Below are 17,640 nucleotides of genomic sequence, written 5' to 3'. Positions count from 1 at the left end.
GGTCAATCTCAGTTCACGAAGGTGATCTCGCGCGACGCGGTGTCGCCGCCCGGGTAGAAGTCGACCCGCACGGTCGCGAACGCGACGCCAGGCTTGAACGGCTTCGGGCCGGGAACGACCGCCGCCTTCAGCTTGTTGGTGCCGTCGGCCTCGCAGCGGGTGTTGAAGACGTACGTCTCCCCTCGGGTCACCTTGCCGCCGACGCGCTGGCTGACGATGACCGAGGAGTCGAAGGTCTTGCGGGGAACGCAGTTGACCTGGAAGGTCACGACGCCCGCGGCACCGTTGGCCTTGAGCTTCGCCGTCTTGACAATCTTGGCGACGCCGCGCGGCGGTGACTCGGACTGCACCTGCACCGCGGCACCGGCCGGCACCGCGACGGCGAGTGCCGCGCCCACCGCGATCGCCCCGGCGACTACGAGACGCCCTCTTCTGCTTTCTGGCACTTCTCTTCCTCCCCTGTGATGGATGGTGCTCCCCCTCCCCCGTGGACGGACGCCGTCTTGGGACGGTCGGCCGTGTGCTGGCTCGCCAGCCCGACGAGCAGGCCGGCGAGCAGCGGCAATGCCGCGAGCTGCCACAGGAAGTCGAAGGCGCTGTGCACGGCGAAGCCGACCAGCGCCGCGGCCGGACCGGCCCAGGCCACGTCGCCGCCCCCGCGCGTGACGATCGCCGCAGCGGCGGCGAGCACCAGGCCGAGCAGCGCGGCGCCGACCAGTCCCAGTTCGACCGCCAGTTGGAGATACTCGTTGTGGACGAAACGCGCGACGACCGCGTCGCCGGCGGAGTCGAGCCAGACGAACCGCGCCAGCCCGGGTCCGCTGCCCGCCCAGGGCTGGGCGGCCACCTGGTCCAGCGCGGCGGAGATCGCGTTGCTGCGGCCCCAAGAGGCGAACGTGCCCCGGTTGGCCAGCACCGCGTCCCACCGGTCGGGTGCCAGTGCGGCCACCGCCGCGATGCCGGCCGCCAGGGCGACCAGCGCCGCCCGGTGCCGCAACACCGCGACCAGGGCACCGGCGACCAGGCCCGCGACCGCGAGCCACGGCCGGGGCGCGGCACCGACCGGCGTCGTCGGCAGCAGCGCGCCGACCGCGACGACGGCGCCCAGCAACGGCCCGGCGAACAGCCGCCGACGCAGCCACGCGAGCAGGCCGAGACCGACCGCGAACGCGATGAGGCCGGCCCGGCTCTGGGTCGCGCCCAGGCCGGTGACCAGAACGAACGCGGTCAGGGCGCGGGGCACCGACGCCGGGCGGGCCGCGAGCGCGGCCAGCGCCAGCAGGGCCAGCGCGCACAGCACCGCGGCGGCGGCGTTGGGGTAGGTCAACGTCGACGAAGCCCGCCACAGCCGGCCCTCGACCGCGACCGCCCAGATCGGCACGCGGAACGCCACCCCGACCCACCCGGTCACGGCGACGAGCACGCCGACGCCGGTTAGGCCGAGCACCAGGGCCGCACGCTGAACAGGGTCGGCCCGCAAGACCAGCGCGACCGCGGCCACCAGGACCGCCAGGGTGCCGACCGTGCCGAGCACAGCCGGCCAGTAGCCGCCCGCCATTGACCCGCGCACGACCGTCCACACCGCCAGCGCGCCGGCGGTCAGGGCGAAGGGAATGACCCGGCGGTCCAACCGGGTCCGCCCGACCACCAGCGCGGTGACGACCAGCCCGCACACGGCGAGCCGCCCACCCGGGTAGAAGCCGCCTTGCGCGATGACGCCGGCCGCCACGGCGGCCAGCAGCAGGGCACAGCCCGCGCCCATGCCGTCCAAAGTGGACCTTGATGTGACGACCATCGCACTTCCCCCCGTTGCCACCTTCACGCCGCAGCGGCCCGGAAGGTTGCACCCGACTGTTCACGTTGGCATCTCCCGGTGATCACTGCGCTGAGCCGGTGCGTTTCACCGCGCTGCACAGACTCAGGCGCCGCACTGAACCGATCGACCTGGAGCGCTGCCCTGTGCCCTTCCGTGGCCTTGCCAATGGCCTGGCCTGCGCCGCCGCGTTCGCCGTCGTCGCCTTAGGAGCGCCCGCGCCGGCCGCCGCGCATCCGTTCGGTGACCCGCAGACGGTGGCGATCACGTCAGATCCGGCCCGGCCGGACGTCGTCCGGGTCAACTGGAAGGTCGGCGGCCTCGACGACCTGACCGTGCTCGGCGTCTCGCTCGGCCTGCTGCCCCGCGAACGGGTGCTGCTCGACGGCGCGGTGTTCTACCAGGACTCGGACGCGGCCGCGCTCGGGCCGTCACCGCAGTTCGCGGCCTACCTGCTCGAGCAGGTCACCGTGGCCAGCGACGGCCGGCCGTGCACCGGCGTGGTGACCCCACCGGACGACCTGGCCTGGGCCGGTGCCTCGATCGACTACACCTGTTCCGGCCCGGTCAGCGTGGTCAGCGTCGCGGTCGGGACGCTCACCGACCTCGACCCCGCCTACCGGACGCTCGCGACCGGTCCGGGTGGCGCCCGCGCGATCTACACCGCCGACGCGTCCGTACACGAATGGACGCTCGGGGCGGGCGGCGACGCCCGACTCGGCCGCAGCGCCGCACTCCAGATCGCCGCCGTCGCCGGCGGTCTCCTGTCGGCGGCCGTCGCCGTGCTGCTCGTGCTGCGCCACCGGCGCCGACGAGCCGCGATTCCACTCACCACCTGAAGGAGAGCAGTCACTTGATGCGCCGAACACGCGCGCTGGCCATAGCGTTGGTCGTCGTCGCGGCCACGCTGGTCGTGCCGGCCGACGCCGGAGCCCAAGAGGCACCGGTCACCGGCGGGGCACCGACCCTCAGCCTCCGCAACGGCCAGGCACTCGACGGCACCGTCACCGTCAAGGCCGAGCCGACCGCGGAGAACGACTCGGTCGCCCGGATCACGGTCGACGACGACGCGGTGGACCTGACCCGGACCGCCGGCACCGCCCATCTCGCCTTCGACATGGGTGGCAACGGCACCGAGGCCCGCTACCACAACTACATCACCGTGAACGGCCGCACGACCGAGGCCGACCGCGTCTACTTCCCCGACATCCCGGGCGGCAACCCGGGCGTGCTCGACTTCCCCGGCGAGTGGCTGCGCCCCGGCGCCAACACGGTCACCGTCCAGGCCGGCGCGAACTGGGTCGACTCGACGAACACCGCCGCGGTCGGCTACGAGCAGTTGCCCAACGGTGAGGGCGGGCGCTGCCCCAACTTCGACGACTTCCCGCTGAGCGGGATCAGCCTGAGCCTGCTCGGCGTGGTCATCGACGGCGAGCAGAACCTGTTCAGCTACAGCTTCGGCGACGGCACGTGCGGCAGCTCGACGCCTCGGCTGACCCAGACGCTCACGTTCGTGCTCTCGGGCGAGCCGGGCAGCACCGGCGGTGCGCGCGTAGACCTCGACACCCGGTCGCTGTCCAACGGCAGCCACACCGTCGAGGCGTTCACCGAGTCCGGCGCACGCACCGGCGTGACGGTCACCGTCAACAACCCGCCGGCCGGCTCGGCCAAGGTCACCCCCGCCGAGGGCGCCCTGGTCCGGCAGACCCAGCCGATCATCGCGGCCGCGCCGCGGGACGGCGACACGGGCGTCGACGCGATCGCCCTGGACGACAAGCCCGCGCGCAACGCGGAGACGCTGGCCGCCGGCACCTCGACGTTCACCTTCACCGTCGCGGCCGGCAACTCGATCGAGGCCCGCTACCACAACTACCTGCTGGTCAATGGCAACCGCGTCGACCTCGGTGGCGACTTCGGCGCGACGGCCGCCGAGGCGGTCACCGTCAAGCTGCCGAACCGGTTCCTGCGCCCGGGCGCGAACACCGTCCGGGTCGTCACCGGCGATTACAACTCCGGCAGCGGCGCCACCCTCTGCGCCAACCACGACGACTTCAAGATCACCCGGAGTACGGTCGGCCTGGCGACCAGCACCGGCACGGCGAACCTCGACCGCGTGTCCTACGTGACCGCCGATATCGCGACCGAGACCGTCGACGCCACGCTCGCGCTCGGCGACGGCACTTGCGGTGCCAACAAGGACGCGGAGTTCGCCTTCACCATCGCCGGCGCGGAGACCGCGCGCACGATCGCCACGCTCGGCAGTGGCGGTGACGCGCGGCTGCGGCTGTTCGTCGGCGGCAACGGCAGCGACGGTGGCTACGACAACAAGGTGCTGGTCAACGGCATCCCGCTGCCCATGGGCATCTGGGAGAAGGAGACCGCCCTCCTCTCCTTCCCGAACGAGTGGCTCGTGCCGGGCGTCAACGTCATCGACTTCGTGGCCGGCATCAACCCGACCACGGTCGCGGCGGACTGCCCGACCGGCAACTTCGACGACTTCACGATGCGCGACTACGAGCTTCTGCCGGCCGGCGGCACCGCCACCCTGCTGACCCGCCACGTCGCGCAGACGACCGTGACGATCGGGTCGTCGTCGTACCCGCCGGGCTCGCAGGTCACCACGTTCATCGGTGACGGCACCTGTGGCAGCACGTACAACAGCACGCTGCACAAGGAGATCCTGTTCGAGGTCGACGGCGCCGCGAAGGGCCTGCGGGCCGACGTGGACACCACCACCCTCGAGGACGGCAAGCACACGGTCGCGGCGACCAGCGGCGACCGGACGGCCACCCGCGCGTTCACCGTCGACAACGCCGCCCCGGTCGTGCAGAGCAGCGTGCCCGCCGAGGGCCAGCGGCTGACCGCGACGATCGCGCTCGACGTGCGGGTCAAGGACGCCACCGGCGTCGCCGGCACGCCGACCCTGACCCTCGACGGCAAGGCGGTCAAGCAGGGCGACCAGATCGGCCACGGCCTGCCGGCGGGCGCGCACACGCTCGCCGTCACCGCGACCGACACGCTCGGCAACACCGCCACCCGCGAGGTGCGGTTCAGCAGCGCCAGCATCCCGGACGTGCCGGTCGACCTGGACTCCGCGGTCACCGGCACGAACGCGCTGTCGGCCACCCTGTCCGCGAAGATCCCCGGTGAGGACGGCGTGGCGCTGTCCGCCACGTTCACCAAGGCCGACGTGGTCGCACCGACCGCCGGCTACCAGGGCGTGTCCGCCGCCGTGCCGACCACCTTGGACGTCAAGCACGAGGGCAGCGTCGACGTCACCTCGCTGCGGCCGCTCGACGGCCGCACGGTCGACACCACCTCCAGCCGCGACGTGGTCTTCCAGCGGTACGACCTGGCGCTCACCGCCGAACGGAAGACGCCGACGCTGCGCTGGGAAGGCACCATCGACCCCGCCCGCGTCGTCGCGCTGCGGGTCTGGGACCCGGACCGCGCGAAGTGGGACGTGCTGACCAGCGCCCGCGGCCTCGCGGGCAAGAACACCGTGCTGACCGCCGGGCTCACCGACGGCTACCGCGACGGTGGCACCGTGCACGTCCTGGTCACCGGCGAGGACCCGTTCGCCGACGACCTGTCCCCGCGCGACTCCTCGGCACAGAACGACAAGGACCGGTTCGAGGACCCCAACTCGTACGACTTCGCGCTCGCCCACTTCACCGACACCCAGTACGTGACCGAGGGCGCGGCCGGCGGCACGTACGACGACTTCGACGGCAAGGCCGAGCCGTCCGACATCCAGGTCGCCGAGGAGCAGGCGATCTTCGCGGCCGCCTACCGTGACCAGACCCAGTGGATCGCCGACAACGCGGCCGGTCGCAAGATCGCCTACACCGCGCACACCGGCGACATCATCGAGAACGACTACTACGACCCGCTCGCGAAGAACCCCGACGGCTCGCTGCTGCGGCCCGGCCTCGACGCGCAGGTCTCGCGGGAGTTCGAGCGCGCCTCCGAGTACCAGCGGGTGCTCGACGACCGGGGCGTCGTCAACCAGGTCATCGCCGGCAACCACGACAACCAGCTAGGTGCCGAGACCGGCCCCGAGTCCCGCTTCAGCAAGACGTTCGGTGCGGACCGCTACTACGGCGTCGCTTCGTCGTGGCCGGCCGGCGCCGAGTACCACGCCTGGGACGAGGTGACCAACGCCGACGGCAGCGTCACGCCGGGCAAGGACAACCAGAACAACTACGTCCTGTTCTCCGCCGGCGGCCTCGACTTCGTCGCGGTCGGCCTCTCGTACGGTGTCACGCCGGACGAGGCCCGGTGGGCCGACTCGGTCTTCAAGCGCTACAAGGACCGCAACGGCGTCCTGCTCTCCCACGACTACCTGCGCCCGTCGACCAGCCCCGACGGCCGTGGTGCGGCCTTCTCGGCGCCGGACGGCTCGCCGCTGTTCAAGATGGTGGTCGAGGCGAACCCCAACGTGTTCCTGGTGCTCGCCGGCCACGAGCACGGTGTCGGCACCAACGTGAAGTCGAAGGTCGGCGTCACGGTCTCGCACGACGTGGTCGAGCTGCTGGCGGACTACCAGTTCTACACGGTGTCCGCGGGCGAGCTCTGGCCCGGCCGGGCCGACGCAGCCGGCAACATCGACCTCAACGGTGACGGCAAGCCCGACCACAAGGCCACCGACCGGCTCCAGTTCGGTGCCAGCTTCCTGCGCCTGCTCCAGTTCGACGTGGACCGGGCCGAGATGCACATCGACACGTACTCGCCGCTGCTCGACAACTTCGGCGCCACCGAGTACGACGTGCGGGCCGACGGCAGCCAGCCCAAGCCCCGCTACAACGGCGCGGAGGACAACCTGACCCTCCCCGTCGACCTGTCCACCCGCAAGACGTCGTTCGCCACGGACTCGCTCGCCGCGTACGTGCCGGCCGGCGCCATCGGCACGGACTCGATCGCCGCGAACGGCACGGCGTCGGTGAAGTGGACGGGCTTGGCGCCCGCCACCTCGTACGCGTGGGTCGTGGACGCTCGGACCGCCGACGGTGGTGTGGCGGTGGCCCAACCGGCCGTGTTCCGCACCGCCAAGGGCATCCCGACCGTCACCGCCACCTCCACCCCGGTCGCCTGGGGTACGGCGGCGAAGGTGACTGTGAAGGTCGACGCGGCACCGGTCGCGGCGACCGGGACCGTCACGCTCCGCGAAGGTGACACGGTTCGAGGGTCGGCCACGCTGGCCAACGGCGCGGCGACGTTCACGCTGCCGGTCGGCCTGGCCGGCGGCACCCACGCGCTGACGGCAACGTACTCCGGCAGCGACTCGTTGGTCTCGGCCCAGGGCGCGGTCACGGTGACCGTCAACCTGCCGCCGGCGTGGAGCGCCTCCACGGTCTACAACAACGGCCAGCGGGTCACGTACCAGGGCAAGGTCTTCGTGGCCTCCTGGTACGCGAAGGGTGACAAGCCCGGTGACGTGAACGGGGCGTGGCAGGAGCTGGCGATGACCGAGGAAGGCGTCGCGATCTGGACGCCGTCGCGCGTGTTCAACGCCGGTGACATCGCCATGCAGGACGGGAAGAAGTGGAAGGCTCGCTGGTACACCCGCCACGAGCAGCCCGGCAACCCGAACGGCCCGTGGGAGGAGATCGCCCCTCCCCCGGCCAACGGCGGACCGGCGGCCTGGACCCCGACCACGGTGTACGAGGCCGGCGACCGCGCCACCTACCAGGGCAAGGTCTACGAGGCGAGGTGGTTCAGCCGCAACCAGGCGCCCGGTGACAAGAACGGGCCCTGGAAGCTGATCAGCTGACCGTGCTCCGGCCGGCGTCCACCGTGGACGCCGGCCGGTCCGGTTCGGCCGGACGCAGCGACGCCGGTCCGCGGCCGGCCACCAGACGGAAGAGCAGGCCGGCGACGACGCAGCCCGCACCCTGGATCGTGAGCAGGTTGAGCACGCCGATGCGTTCGCCGAAGGGGCCGGCGATCGCCGTGCCGAGGATGCCGGCCAGCGCCGCTCCCATCCAAATGACGTTGAAGGCCCTCCCCCGCAGCCGGTCCGGGGTCTCGAGTTGGAAGAGTGTCCACATCGCACTGACGTGGATGCCGACCGGGATGCCGACGAGCACGAACAGGGCGACCACCGGCCACACCGTGGTGTCCCAGCGTGGGTAGTTGAAGATGATCACGTCGACCAGGCCGAAGAAGACCCAGCTCGTCATGATCAGCGCTGTGGGCCGGAACCGGGCGATGACGCGCGCCGCGACGAGGCTGCCGAGGATGCCCCCGACCGCCTGCGCGGACATCAGCCAGCCGAGCTCACGCCCGCCGGCGCCCAGGCCGTCGACCACGTAGAAGACGAACAGCGTGCCCATGATGCCCTCGCCGACCGACGAGATCGCGATGATGAGGAAGACAGCCAGCACGTAGCGGTTGCGGCCGACATAGCGCACGCCCTCGGCGAGCTCCCGCCCGAGATGGCGCGACCCGATCGCGTCGGCCCGGTGACGACCCCGGATCAGCGCACACAGCGCCGCGGCCAACGCGAACGACGCGGCGTCAAGCAGTGCGGCGCCGTGGAGCCCGATCGTCACGGCGGCGACACCACCGAGTGCCGGCCCGACGAGGCGGGCGACGCTGTTGTTGAGCACGTTCAGCGCGTTCGCGGCGGCCAGGTCCTCGCCGGTGACCAGCCGCGGCAGCAGCGCGTTCTCCGCCGGTTTCGAGAACTGTTCGAGCGCCTGCTCGCCGAACGCGACGACGACCACGATCCAGACCCGGTCCGCCGAGTCGACCAGCAGCAGCGGCGTGAGCAGCAGCGCCTGGAGCACGTTGACCAGGACCAGGATGCGGCGGCGGTCCCACCGATCGACGTAGGCGCCGGCGAACGCGCCGAACAGCAGGTTGCCGGCGAGACCGGCCGCGACGATCAGGGAGACGGCGGCCGGCGACCGGGTGAGCTGCAGGACGTAGATCGGCAGGGCGACGGACAGCACCCAGTTGCCGGTGAGCGAGATGAGCCCCGCCCACCAGAGCAGCCCGAAGTCGCGCTGGCGCAGCGCCGCGAACCGCATCCGGTCAGCCGCCGAGGTGTGACACCACCAGGGTGGCGAGCTTGGTGGTGTCGGCCTGGCTACGCTCGGTGCCCTTCCCGTCGCGTACGCCGGTGGTGACCAGCAGCAGGTTCTCGCCGACGAAAACCAGGATCTGGCCGTTCGGGGTGTCCCAGTAGGCGGCGTCGCCGAGGCCATTGATCGTCACCGCGTCCGCGGTCTGCTGGTTGGCGAACTGGACCTTGTTGTCCTCGGCACCGGCCGGCGTCAGGGCCTCCCGGTAGCCCACGTTGGCGTAGTTCTTGTCGTCAGCGGTCCACCACACGCACGAGAGAAAGCGCGTGTCTTTCGCGCCCGGCTCGACGTCGTCGGTCTTCGGCGTCGGGTTCATCGGGGCGTTCAGGACCGCCGCCGCGTCCTCGAAGCGGTGGAACCCACACCCGGCCACGGGCGAGGCCGGCGCGCTGGCGCTCGGTGCCGGTGCGGTGCTCGACGGGTTGTCCGAGCAGCCGACCAGCGCCGCGACGACGACGAGGGTCGCGAACCTGATCAATCGCATGACGTCCTCCGTTTCGGGTCCCCGCCACCCTAGCCACCAGCCCGGTTGCGGCCGCCCCGCGTACCACCCACACTGGCGGCTGTCGATATGCGGAGGTTGGCGATGAGACGCTTGGCGTACACGGCGGCGGTTCTGGTCCTGGCATCGTCCCTGCTCGGCGTGCCCACGGCGGCCGGCGCGGCGCCCGCCGGCCCGAAGCAGGTCATCGCGAACCTGTTCGAGTGGAACTGGGTCTCGGTCGCCAGCGAGTGCACGAGCTTCCTCGGGCCACGCGGCTACGGCTACGTCCAGGTCTCTCCCCCGCAGGAGCACGTCCGCGGCCAGGAGTGGTGGGTGGCCTACCAGCCGGTGAGCTACCGGATCGAGTCGCGCAAGGGCACCCGGGCGCAGTTCGCCAGCATGGTCAGCACCTGCCACGCCGCCGGGGTCAAGGTGATCGTCGACGCCGTCGTCAACCACATGGCCAACGAGGACAAGACGGGGCCGGGCTGGGCCGGCTCGGCCTGGAGCCACTACAACTATCCGGGCACCTACCAGGCGCAGGACTTCCACCACTGCGGGCGCAACGGCAATGACGACATCCGCAACTACGGTGACCGGTACGAGGTCCAGAACTGCGAGCTGGTCAACCTGGCCGACCTCGACACGGGCGCGTCGTACGCGCGCGGCCGGCTGGCGGCGTACCTCAACGACCTGCTCAGCCTCGGCGTGGACGGCTTCCGGATGGACGCGAGCAAGCACATGCCGGCGGCCGACATCGCCAACATCAAGTCCCGGCTGTCCCGCTCCGCTTACATGGTCCAGGAGGTCATCTTCGGGGCTGGCGAGCCGATCACGCCGGGCGAGTACACCGGCAACGGCGACGTGCACGAGTTCCGCTACGGCAAGGACCTTGCCCGGATGTTCCGCTCGGAGCGCCTCGCGTACCTGCGCGACTTCGGTGTGGCCTGGGGTTATCTGCCCTCCGCGTCCGCAGTGGTGTTCACGGACAACCACGACACGCAGCGCGACGACCCCGGGGTGCTGACGTACCGCGACAACGGCATCTACGCCCTGGCCAACGCGTTCATGCTGGCCTGGCCGTACGGGTCGCCCACGGTGATGTCCAGCTACGAGTTCGGCAACCGCGACCAGGGCCCGCCGTCGAACAGCGCCGGCCTGACGAACAACGCCACGTGTTTCTCCGGCGGCTGGCGCTGCGAGCACCGCTGGCAGGTGATCGCCAACATGGTCGGGTTCCGCAACGCGGTCAACGGCACCTCGGTCGTCAACTGGTACGACAACGGCAACAACCACATCGCCTTCGGTCGCGGCACGGCCGGCTACCTGACGATCAACGACGAGGACGGTGCGATCAACGGTCGCTCGTACGACTCGGACCTACCCGCCGGCCGCTACTGCGACGTCATCCACGGCGAACGCACCGGCAGCACCTGCACCGGCCCGGTCATCACCGTCGGCAGCGGCGGCTGGTTCACCGCCAACGTCGCCGCCCACGACGCGGTGGCCCTGCACATCGGCGCCAAACTGCCGTGACCCGGCGGGGTTCGCGGCCGGCACCGCGAACCCCTGTCCCGGTCAGGCGCGCAGGAACTTGTCGACCGGCAGTGCCCGGTCGACGATCCTGACGTCGCCGATCCAGCCGTAGAAGCCGCTCTCCACGAGTCGGTTGTAGTGGTACGCGCCGACGAACCACGGCTCGTGCGAGGTGGCGATGCCCTTGGCCGGGGTCGACGGGTTGCGCAAGAGCTCCGCGCCGTCGACGTAGAGGGTGGTGACGCGGCCGTCGTTGACGACCGCGACGTGGAACCACTCGCCCGAGCGCATCTCGTGGCCCCAGTTGGTCGACATCGCGTCGCGGTTGAGCGGGTACATCGCCCACTGCAACGCCATGCCGTCCGACATGCCCAGGGTAGCGATCGGCTCGGCCGGGTCGTCGCCGGTCTTGCCGGCGTCGGCGCCCGCACCGAATCGGCTGACGATGCTCATCCAGGCGTGGTTCGTCGAGCGGACGTCGGAAGGCAGCTTCACGAACGCCTCGATCGTGTAGCCGTTCGCGAACGTCGCGTCGTTGATCCGGGCGCCGTTGATCGTGCGCAGGTAGCCGCCGCGCGCCGGCTTCTTGCCACCGTCGAAGAAGAGGCTGGCGTGCGCCGGCTGGTCGTCGTGGTGCTCGGCCGACCAGCGCATCGTCTCGGGCGCGCTGCCCGCGAAGGTGACCCGCTCCAGGTGGTTGCCCTGGCCGGACAGGTCCATGATCCGGAAACCGTCCGGCACCGCGGTGCCGTCAGCGCGGCCCTGGTCGAACCGCCAGTACGCGACCGTGCCCTTGGTCAGCACGGCGGCCGGCCCGCGCGGCGGCCGGGGCGCGACCGGTGCGAAACCGGCGAACCGCTCCGCGAAGTCGATCGGCATGCCGAACCGGTTGGTCGTGTCGGTCAGCTCGAGCTCCCGCTGCTCGAGCTCGTTGCGCTTCTCCGGCTCCTGGTCGAGGATCCACGGTGAGATCGTCTCGACGTCGATCGTGTTGCGCGCCAGGTCGAAGTGGTAGAGCCGGAGCATCGCGCCACCGCCGTAGTAGCGGTCCTGGTAGTTCGTGATGTGCACGTGCACGTCCCGACCCGCGGCGTTGGGCAGCACGGTCGACGCCGGCGGCCAGTAGTGGCCGTTCAGCGTCAGGAAGATCTGGTCGCTCTCGTTGATCAGCCCGTCCCAGAGCCGCCGGCCGTGGTCGGAGAGCTGCGCGGCACCGGCGTCGCCCGCGAAGGCGAGGTCGTGGGTGGTGAGGATGACGGGGGTACGCGGGTGCGCCTTGAGCACGTTCTTCGCCCAGGCCAGAGTGGCGTCGGACGGCCGCCAGTCCAGCGCGAACACCAGCCATTCGCGGCCGGCCGCCCGGAACACGTGGTAGGTGTTGTAGCCGTCCGGCGTGGCACCCCGGTAGGTGGCCAACGGGCGGAACCGCTTGGGACCGAAGACATCCAGGTACGGGCTGGGCCCGCGCTGGTCGGTCGTGCTCGCGTTGATGTCGTGGTTGCCGGCGAGCACGCTGTACGGCGTACGCCGCTTGTCGAAGATCTCGAAGACCTTGCCCGCGTCGGTCAGCTCGGACGCCAGCGCGTTCTCGACGATGTCGCCGAGGTGGGCGGTGAAGACGATGTTCTCGTCGGCCTGGTGGTCCTGGATCCAGCGCAACGTCGCGGTCAACGGCGCCGAGTCACCCCGGTCGGTGTCGAAGAGGTACTGGGTGTCGGGGATGACGGCGAGCGTGAACCTCGGGTGCTCGAGGTCGACACGCCCAGGGTTGCCGCCGCCGTGCGCGCTGGCCGCCGTCGGCACGAGCGCGCCGGCGCCCACCAGCCCGGCACCCACCAGACCGGCCCCGGCCAGGAACGTACGCCGGCTCGGTGTCTCTCCCATTGGTCACTCCTTGTTCGCGGTTGATCAAGGCCCAGTAGGCGCGGAAACCGCGAACAACGATCACGTGAGCGTGCGAACGCCGACCGAACACACCGTGAACCTCGAAACGATGTCGATCCGCGGATGGGTCGTTCGTATAGCTGGTAGAGGTAAGCCAGGCAGAGGAGAAATCATGGGCAAGGTTGTCGTGGTCGAGAACGTGACGCTCGACGGGGTGATGCAGGCACCCGCCGCTCCCGACGAGGACACGCGCGGTGGGTTCACCAGCGGTGGCTGGGCCGTTCCCTACCTGGACCAGGTCATGGCCGAGACGATGGGCAAGGGGATGCGGGCCGACGGCGCGCTGCTGCTCGGCCGGCGCACCTACGAGCACTTCCACGGCGTCTGGGCCGATCGGACCGATGGCAACCCGTACACCGACGTGCTCAACCGCCGGCAGAAGTACGTGGCCTCCCGCACCCTGGCCGAACCGCTCAAGTGGCAGAACTCGACCCTGCTGAGCGGCGACGTGGCCGCCTTGAAGAAGGAGGTCGAGGGCGACCTCGTGGTGCTGGGCAGCGGCGTCCTGGTGCGCTCGCTCCTGGAGGCCGGCCTGGTCGACGTGCTCACGCTGTCCATCCATCCACTGACGCTCGGCACGGGCACCAGGCTGTTCGGTGCGCCACCAACCACAATGGAGCTCGTCGAGGCGATCCCGACCACGACAGGCGTACTCATCGCGACCTATCGGACCGCCGCGTAAAGGGATCACCGGAGCTGAATGCCTGCGATAGAGTCCTCTCGATCAACTGAGCTGAGGGGGACTCATATGTCAAGGTTGTTCCGATCGCGCCTGTCCGGCGCGGTGCTGGCCGTCGCGGTGGGCCTGGGTGTGGCGGTCGCGCCGGCCGCCGCCGCGCAGGCGGCGTTGCCGACCTGCAACTCCTTCGCCTACCGCGACGCGTACAACATCTACGGCAGCGTCTCCGCCCGCGTGCCGGTCTGGCGCGAGACGGGCGAACCGGGCTACACGCTGGATTGCGCCCTGAAGGTGGGCCACTACAACAACACCGCGGTGCGGATCCTCCAGGAGACGCTGAACAACTGCTACTGGAATATCATCGGCGCCCAACTCGTGGCCGACGGTGACTTCGGCACCAAGACCCGCGACGCCCTGGCGAAGGCGCAGCGGTCGCACGGCATCCAGGACGACGGGTCGTACGGTCAGCAGAGCCGCCGGACCCTGTACCACCACGGTCTCGCGACCAACGAGGGCGCGGGCACCTGCGGCCGGCTCTACTAGTCGGCCCACGCCCGGCGCCGCTAAGGTGCCCTCCATGTCAGGCACCCCCGCGCCAACAGTGCACCCGTCGGTCGCTTCAGGCCGGCGGGTGCCTGTGCACCTGCTGGCCGCGGGGCTGATCGCCGCCAGCCTGGTCTGGCGGGCCAGCATCACCAGCCGGGGCTACCTGACCTTCGACGACTTTCCGCTGTTGTCCCGGGCCGACGCCGCCACCATCGGGCCGGACTTCCTGCTCACGCTGTTCAACAACCACTTCATGCCGGCCGGGCAGCTACTGACCTGGGTCGTGCTCCGGCTGACCGAGTTCCAGTACTGGCCGTACGCCACGGTGATGCTGGTCGGCCAGGCGCTGGTCAGCGTCGCCCTCTACCGCCTGTTGCTGCTCATGCTGCCGACGAGCCCGCTGCTGCTCGCGCCGCTGTCGCTGTTCCTCTTCACCCCGCTGACGCTGGAGGCCACCTCCTGGTGGGCGGTCGGCGTCAACGTGCTGCCGATGCAGCTCGCGATGGTGCTCGCGGCCGGTGCGTTCGTCCGCTACCAGCGCGGCGGCGGGCGGCGGCACCTGGTGACGCTGGCGGCCGCGGTCGTGTTCGGCCTGGTGTTCTTCGAGAAGTCGTTGCTGATCGTCGCTTTCGTGGCGCTTTTCGCCATCTTCGTCTACAGCCCGGGCGGCCCGGTGCGCGCGGTGGTCGGAGCCGCTCGCCGATGGTGGCCCGTCTGGCTGGTCCTGACCGTCGTGTCGCTGGCCTTCCTGGCGCTCTACCTGTCGCGGACCACCACCTCGTCGCTGCGCCAGCCCTCGTCGGTCGGCGAGGTCGCCACCTTCGTCGGCCAGCTCGTCACCCACACCGTCGTGCCGGGTCTGCTCGGCGGGCCGTGGAGCTGGCTCGACGGCGCCGACGGCGCCCCGCTGACCGCGCCGTCGCTCGCGGCCCGGGTGGCCGCGCTGGTGGTGTTCGCGGCACTGGTCGCGGTGACGATCCTGCTGCGGCGCGGGCTCGCCGTGCGGGCCTGGCTGCTGCTGCTGAGCTACCTGGCGCTGGACGCCGCCCTGCTCGGCGCGACCCGGATGGGTTCGATCTTCAGCGGGGTGGCCGGCGCGGTGCCCCGGTACGTCGGCGAGATCGCCGTGGTCGCCGCGATCTGTCTCGGCGTCGCGCTCTGCGGGCTGCGCGAGGCGCACGAAGGCGAGGCGCGCGAGGGCGAGGCGCCCGAACCCGTGCGGGCGGCCCCGCGCTGGCTGCCCGCCTACGGCTACGCCATCCCGGCGGTCCTGGTGCTCTTCCTGGCGAGCTGTTTCTGGAGCGGGAAGGGATACGGCGACGACTGGGCCGTCAAGGCCGGCCGCGACTACCTCAACACCGCGCGCGCCGACCTCGCCGCCGCGGCGCCCGGCACGGTGTTCATGGACCAGCCGGTGCCGGAGCACATCGTCGGGCCGCTGTCGGCACCGTACAACCTGCAGTCCCAGTTCTTCTCCCCGCTCGACCACGACCCGACCTTCGTCACCCAGGCCCGCAACCTGTGGGCGTTCGACCAGTCAGGGCACGTCCGACCCGCCTGGGTCCAGGGCGTGCACGGCACGCCCGGCCCGGAGGAGGGCTGCGGCTACCGGGTGACCGGCGGCCAGGCGACCACGCTCCGACTGGAACGCGGCGTCGGAGACTACTGGTACGCCGTCCGGGTCGCCTACATTGCCGACCGCGACACCACCGGCACGCTGCGGCTCGGCGCGGGCCACGAGCACCAGTTCGACGTGCACCGCGGCCTGAACGCCGTCTTCCTGCTGCTCGACGGCGGCGGCGCGGAGGTACACCTGAGCGTCGCGGACCCGGCCGCCAACCTCTGCACCAACGAGATCGACGTCGGCTCGGTCGTTCCGCAGCCGGCCGGCTGATGAAGGGAGCCGAGCGGCTGGCCGCTGGGGCGATCACCGCGGTGGTGCTGGCGCCACTGGTCCTACCGGGCTACGTGCTCCGCTACGACATGGTGTTCGTGCCCAAGCAGCCGCTGACCGCCGAGCTGTTCGCGCCGGCCGACGCGCTGCCGAGGGCGGTGCCGCTGGACGCGCTGGTGTCGCTGGCCAACCTCGCGGTGCCGGGCTGGGCGCTGCAACGGCTGGTTCTCGCGGCGATCGTCTACTTCGCGGCCCTCGGCATGGCCCGGCTGGTGCCGACCCAGCGAACCCTGCCGCGGTTGGTGGGCGCGCTGGCGTACGCGTGGACGCCGTTCCTGGCCGAACGCCTGCTGCTGGGCCAGTGGGGCCTGCTGCTCGCCTACGCCGCACTGCCCTGGATCGTGAAGGCCGCACTGGACCTCCGCACCGCACCGAACCGGCTCCCCGCCCTGGGCCGCCTCGTGCTCGCGGCGGCCCCGGCCGCGGTCACTCCGACCGGCGGCCTGATCGCGCTGGCCACCGTCGCGGTCCTGCTGCCGATCCGGGCCGGCCTCATCGCGATCGCCGGCACCGCGGCGCTCTGTGCGCCATGGCTGGTGGCCACCGCGACCAGCACCGCGGGCGGCACCTCGGATCCCGAGGGCGTGGCCGCGTTCGCCGCCCGCGGGGAGAACTGGAGCGGCGCCCTGGGCGCGCTGGCCGGCACCGGCGGCATCTGGAACGCGCAAACCGTGCCAGGCAGCCGATCCTCGGTGCTCGCGCCGTTCGCGACGGCGATCCTGCTGGTCCTGGCCGCCGCCGGCTGGCGAACGTTGCGGAGCCGGTGGCCCGACGGCTCGGTCCGGCTCGCGGTGCTCGCCGCCGGTTCCTTCGTCCTGGCCGCCGCCAGCATCGGCCCCGGTGCGCGGGTCATGGAATGGCTGGTGGTCAACGTCCCCGGCGCCGGCCTGCTGCGCGACAGCCAGAAGTTCCTCATCCCGTACGCCGTGCTGGTCGCGCTCCTGGCCGCGCTCGGCGCCGAGGTGCTGGCCGACCGCCTCGCCGTGCGCCTGGACGCCAACGCCGGCCGCGTCGTGCTGGTCGCCGCCCTACTGCTGCCCGTGGCGATCCTCCCGGATCTCGCGTTCGGCGCCGCCGGTCAACTGCGCCCGGTCCGCTACCCGGCGGAATGGGACACCGTCGCGGCCCAGGTGAAGGCCGCACCCGGCGAGGTGCTCTCGTTGCCGTTCCACGGCTACCAGCGCTACGCCTGGAACCGGGGTGTCATCGTGCGCGACCCGGCACCGCGCTACCTGGACGCGCCTGTGCTGATCAACGACGAGCTCCAGGTCGGCACCGTGACGGTCGACGGGGAGAGCCCCCGGGCGGCCGAGGCGCGGCGGCTGCTCGACGCCGGTGAGCCGGTCGCGGCGCTCGGCACGCGGTGGGTGCTGGTCCGCGAGGAGCCTGGCGTGGCGGTGCCGCCGTCCGTGCTGACTGGGCTGCGACCGGTGTTCACCGGGCCGAACCTGGCGTTGTGGGAGAACCCGTCCGCCACCGCGACACCGGCCACGACGCATCGACAGTGGCCAGCCGTCGTCGCGCACCTGTTCGCCGCGCTCGTGGTCATCTTCGCCGCCATTCTGGTGCTGCGCCGCAGACCTACCGCGTGGTAAC

General features: G+C 71.3%; 12 protein-coding genes. 7 read left to right on the top strand and 5 right to left on the bottom strand.

Annotation, left to right across the window (positions count from 1 at the left end):
* Positions 1-8 precede the first annotated feature (8 nt).
* Complete coding sequence (locus BLV39_RS38270; RefSeq protein ID WP_090803520.1) at positions 9-398, bottom strand: hypothetical protein; 390 nt, start codon at positions 396-398, stop codon at positions 9-11.
* 17 nt (positions 399-415) lie between these two features.
* Positions 416-1,795 (bottom strand): O-antigen ligase family protein, encoded by a 1,380-nt coding sequence (locus BLV39_RS38265; RefSeq protein WP_143050065.1) that lies wholly within the window; start codon positions 1,793-1,795, stop codon positions 416-418.
* A gap of 164 nt (positions 1,796-1,959) precedes the next feature.
* Between BLV39_RS38265 and BLV39_RS43400 the strand changes: the two genes are divergently transcribed.
* Both BLV39_RS43400 and BLV39_RS38260 read left to right on the top strand, forming a co-directional pair.
* Entirely contained in the window at positions 1,960-2,652 is a 693-nt protein-coding gene (locus BLV39_RS43400; RefSeq protein WP_176985299.1) for a hypothetical protein, read from the top strand.
* A 17-nt stretch (positions 2,653-2,669) separates the two neighbouring features.
* Entirely contained in the window at positions 2,670-7,586 is a 4,917-nt protein-coding gene (locus tag BLV39_RS38260; RefSeq protein ID WP_176985298.1) for a carbohydrate-binding protein, read from the top strand.
* Here BLV39_RS38260 and BLV39_RS38255 read toward each other — a convergent pair.
* Both BLV39_RS38255 and BLV39_RS38250 read right to left on the bottom strand, forming a co-directional pair.
* The gene (locus BLV39_RS38255; protein ID WP_090803512.1) at positions 7,579-8,847 is read right to left on the bottom strand and encodes an MFS transporter; all 1,269 of its coding nucleotides are present in this window, start codon (positions 8,845-8,847) and stop codon (positions 7,579-7,581) included. The genes BLV39_RS38260 and BLV39_RS38255 overlap by 8 nt on opposite strands.
* Before the next feature lie 4 nt (positions 8,848-8,851).
* On the bottom strand, positions 8,852-9,385 hold the full coding sequence (locus tag BLV39_RS38250) for a hypothetical protein (RefSeq protein ID WP_090803509.1): 534 nt from the start codon (positions 9,383-9,385) through the stop codon (positions 8,852-8,854).
* A gap of 102 nt (positions 9,386-9,487) precedes the next feature.
* Between BLV39_RS38250 and BLV39_RS38245 the strand changes: the two genes are divergently transcribed.
* Entirely contained in the window at positions 9,488-10,921 is a 1,434-nt protein-coding gene (locus tag BLV39_RS38245) for an alpha-amylase (protein WP_090803507.1), read from the top strand.
* 42 nt (positions 10,922-10,963) lie between these two features.
* Here BLV39_RS38245 and BLV39_RS38240 read toward each other — a convergent pair whose 3' ends face one another.
* The gene (locus BLV39_RS38240; protein WP_090803504.1) at positions 10,964-12,805 is read right to left on the bottom strand and encodes a laminin G domain-containing metallophosphoesterase family protein; all 1,842 of its coding nucleotides are present in this window, start codon (positions 12,803-12,805) and stop codon (positions 10,964-10,966) included.
* Positions 12,806-12,977: 172 nt separating this feature from the next.
* Here BLV39_RS38240 and BLV39_RS38235 point away from each other — a divergent pair, with 172 nt between their 5' ends.
* The 4 genes from BLV39_RS38235 (at position 12,978) to BLV39_RS38220 (ending at position 17,639) form a co-directional block, all read left to right on the top strand.
* A complete protein-coding gene (locus tag BLV39_RS38235) occupies positions 12,978-13,547 on the top strand; it encodes a dihydrofolate reductase family protein (protein WP_090803501.1) in 570 nt (189 codons plus the stop codon).
* Positions 13,548-13,613: 66 nt separating this feature from the next.
* The gene (locus BLV39_RS38230) at positions 13,614-14,087 is read left to right on the top strand and encodes a peptidoglycan-binding domain-containing protein (protein ID WP_176985297.1); all 474 of its coding nucleotides are present in this window, start codon (positions 13,614-13,616) and stop codon (positions 14,085-14,087) included.
* Positions 14,088-14,121: 34 nt separating this feature from the next.
* A complete protein-coding gene (locus BLV39_RS38225; RefSeq protein WP_143050064.1) occupies positions 14,122-15,984 on the top strand; it encodes a hypothetical protein in 1,863 nt (620 codons plus the stop codon).
* Complete coding sequence (locus BLV39_RS38220; RefSeq protein ID WP_090803494.1) at positions 15,984-17,639, top strand: MmpA family trehalose lipid delivery protein; 1,656 nt, start codon at positions 15,984-15,986, stop codon at positions 17,637-17,639. The genes BLV39_RS38225 and BLV39_RS38220 overlap by 1 nt, the downstream gene beginning before the upstream one ends.
* Position 17,640: the final 1 nt, after the last annotated feature.

Source organism: Asanoa ishikariensis, assembly GCF_900107455.1.
Classification (GTDB): domain Bacteria; phylum Actinomycetota; class Actinomycetes; order Mycobacteriales; family Micromonosporaceae; genus Asanoa; species Asanoa ishikariensis.
This window is presented reverse-complemented; position numbering and strand designations above follow the sequence as displayed.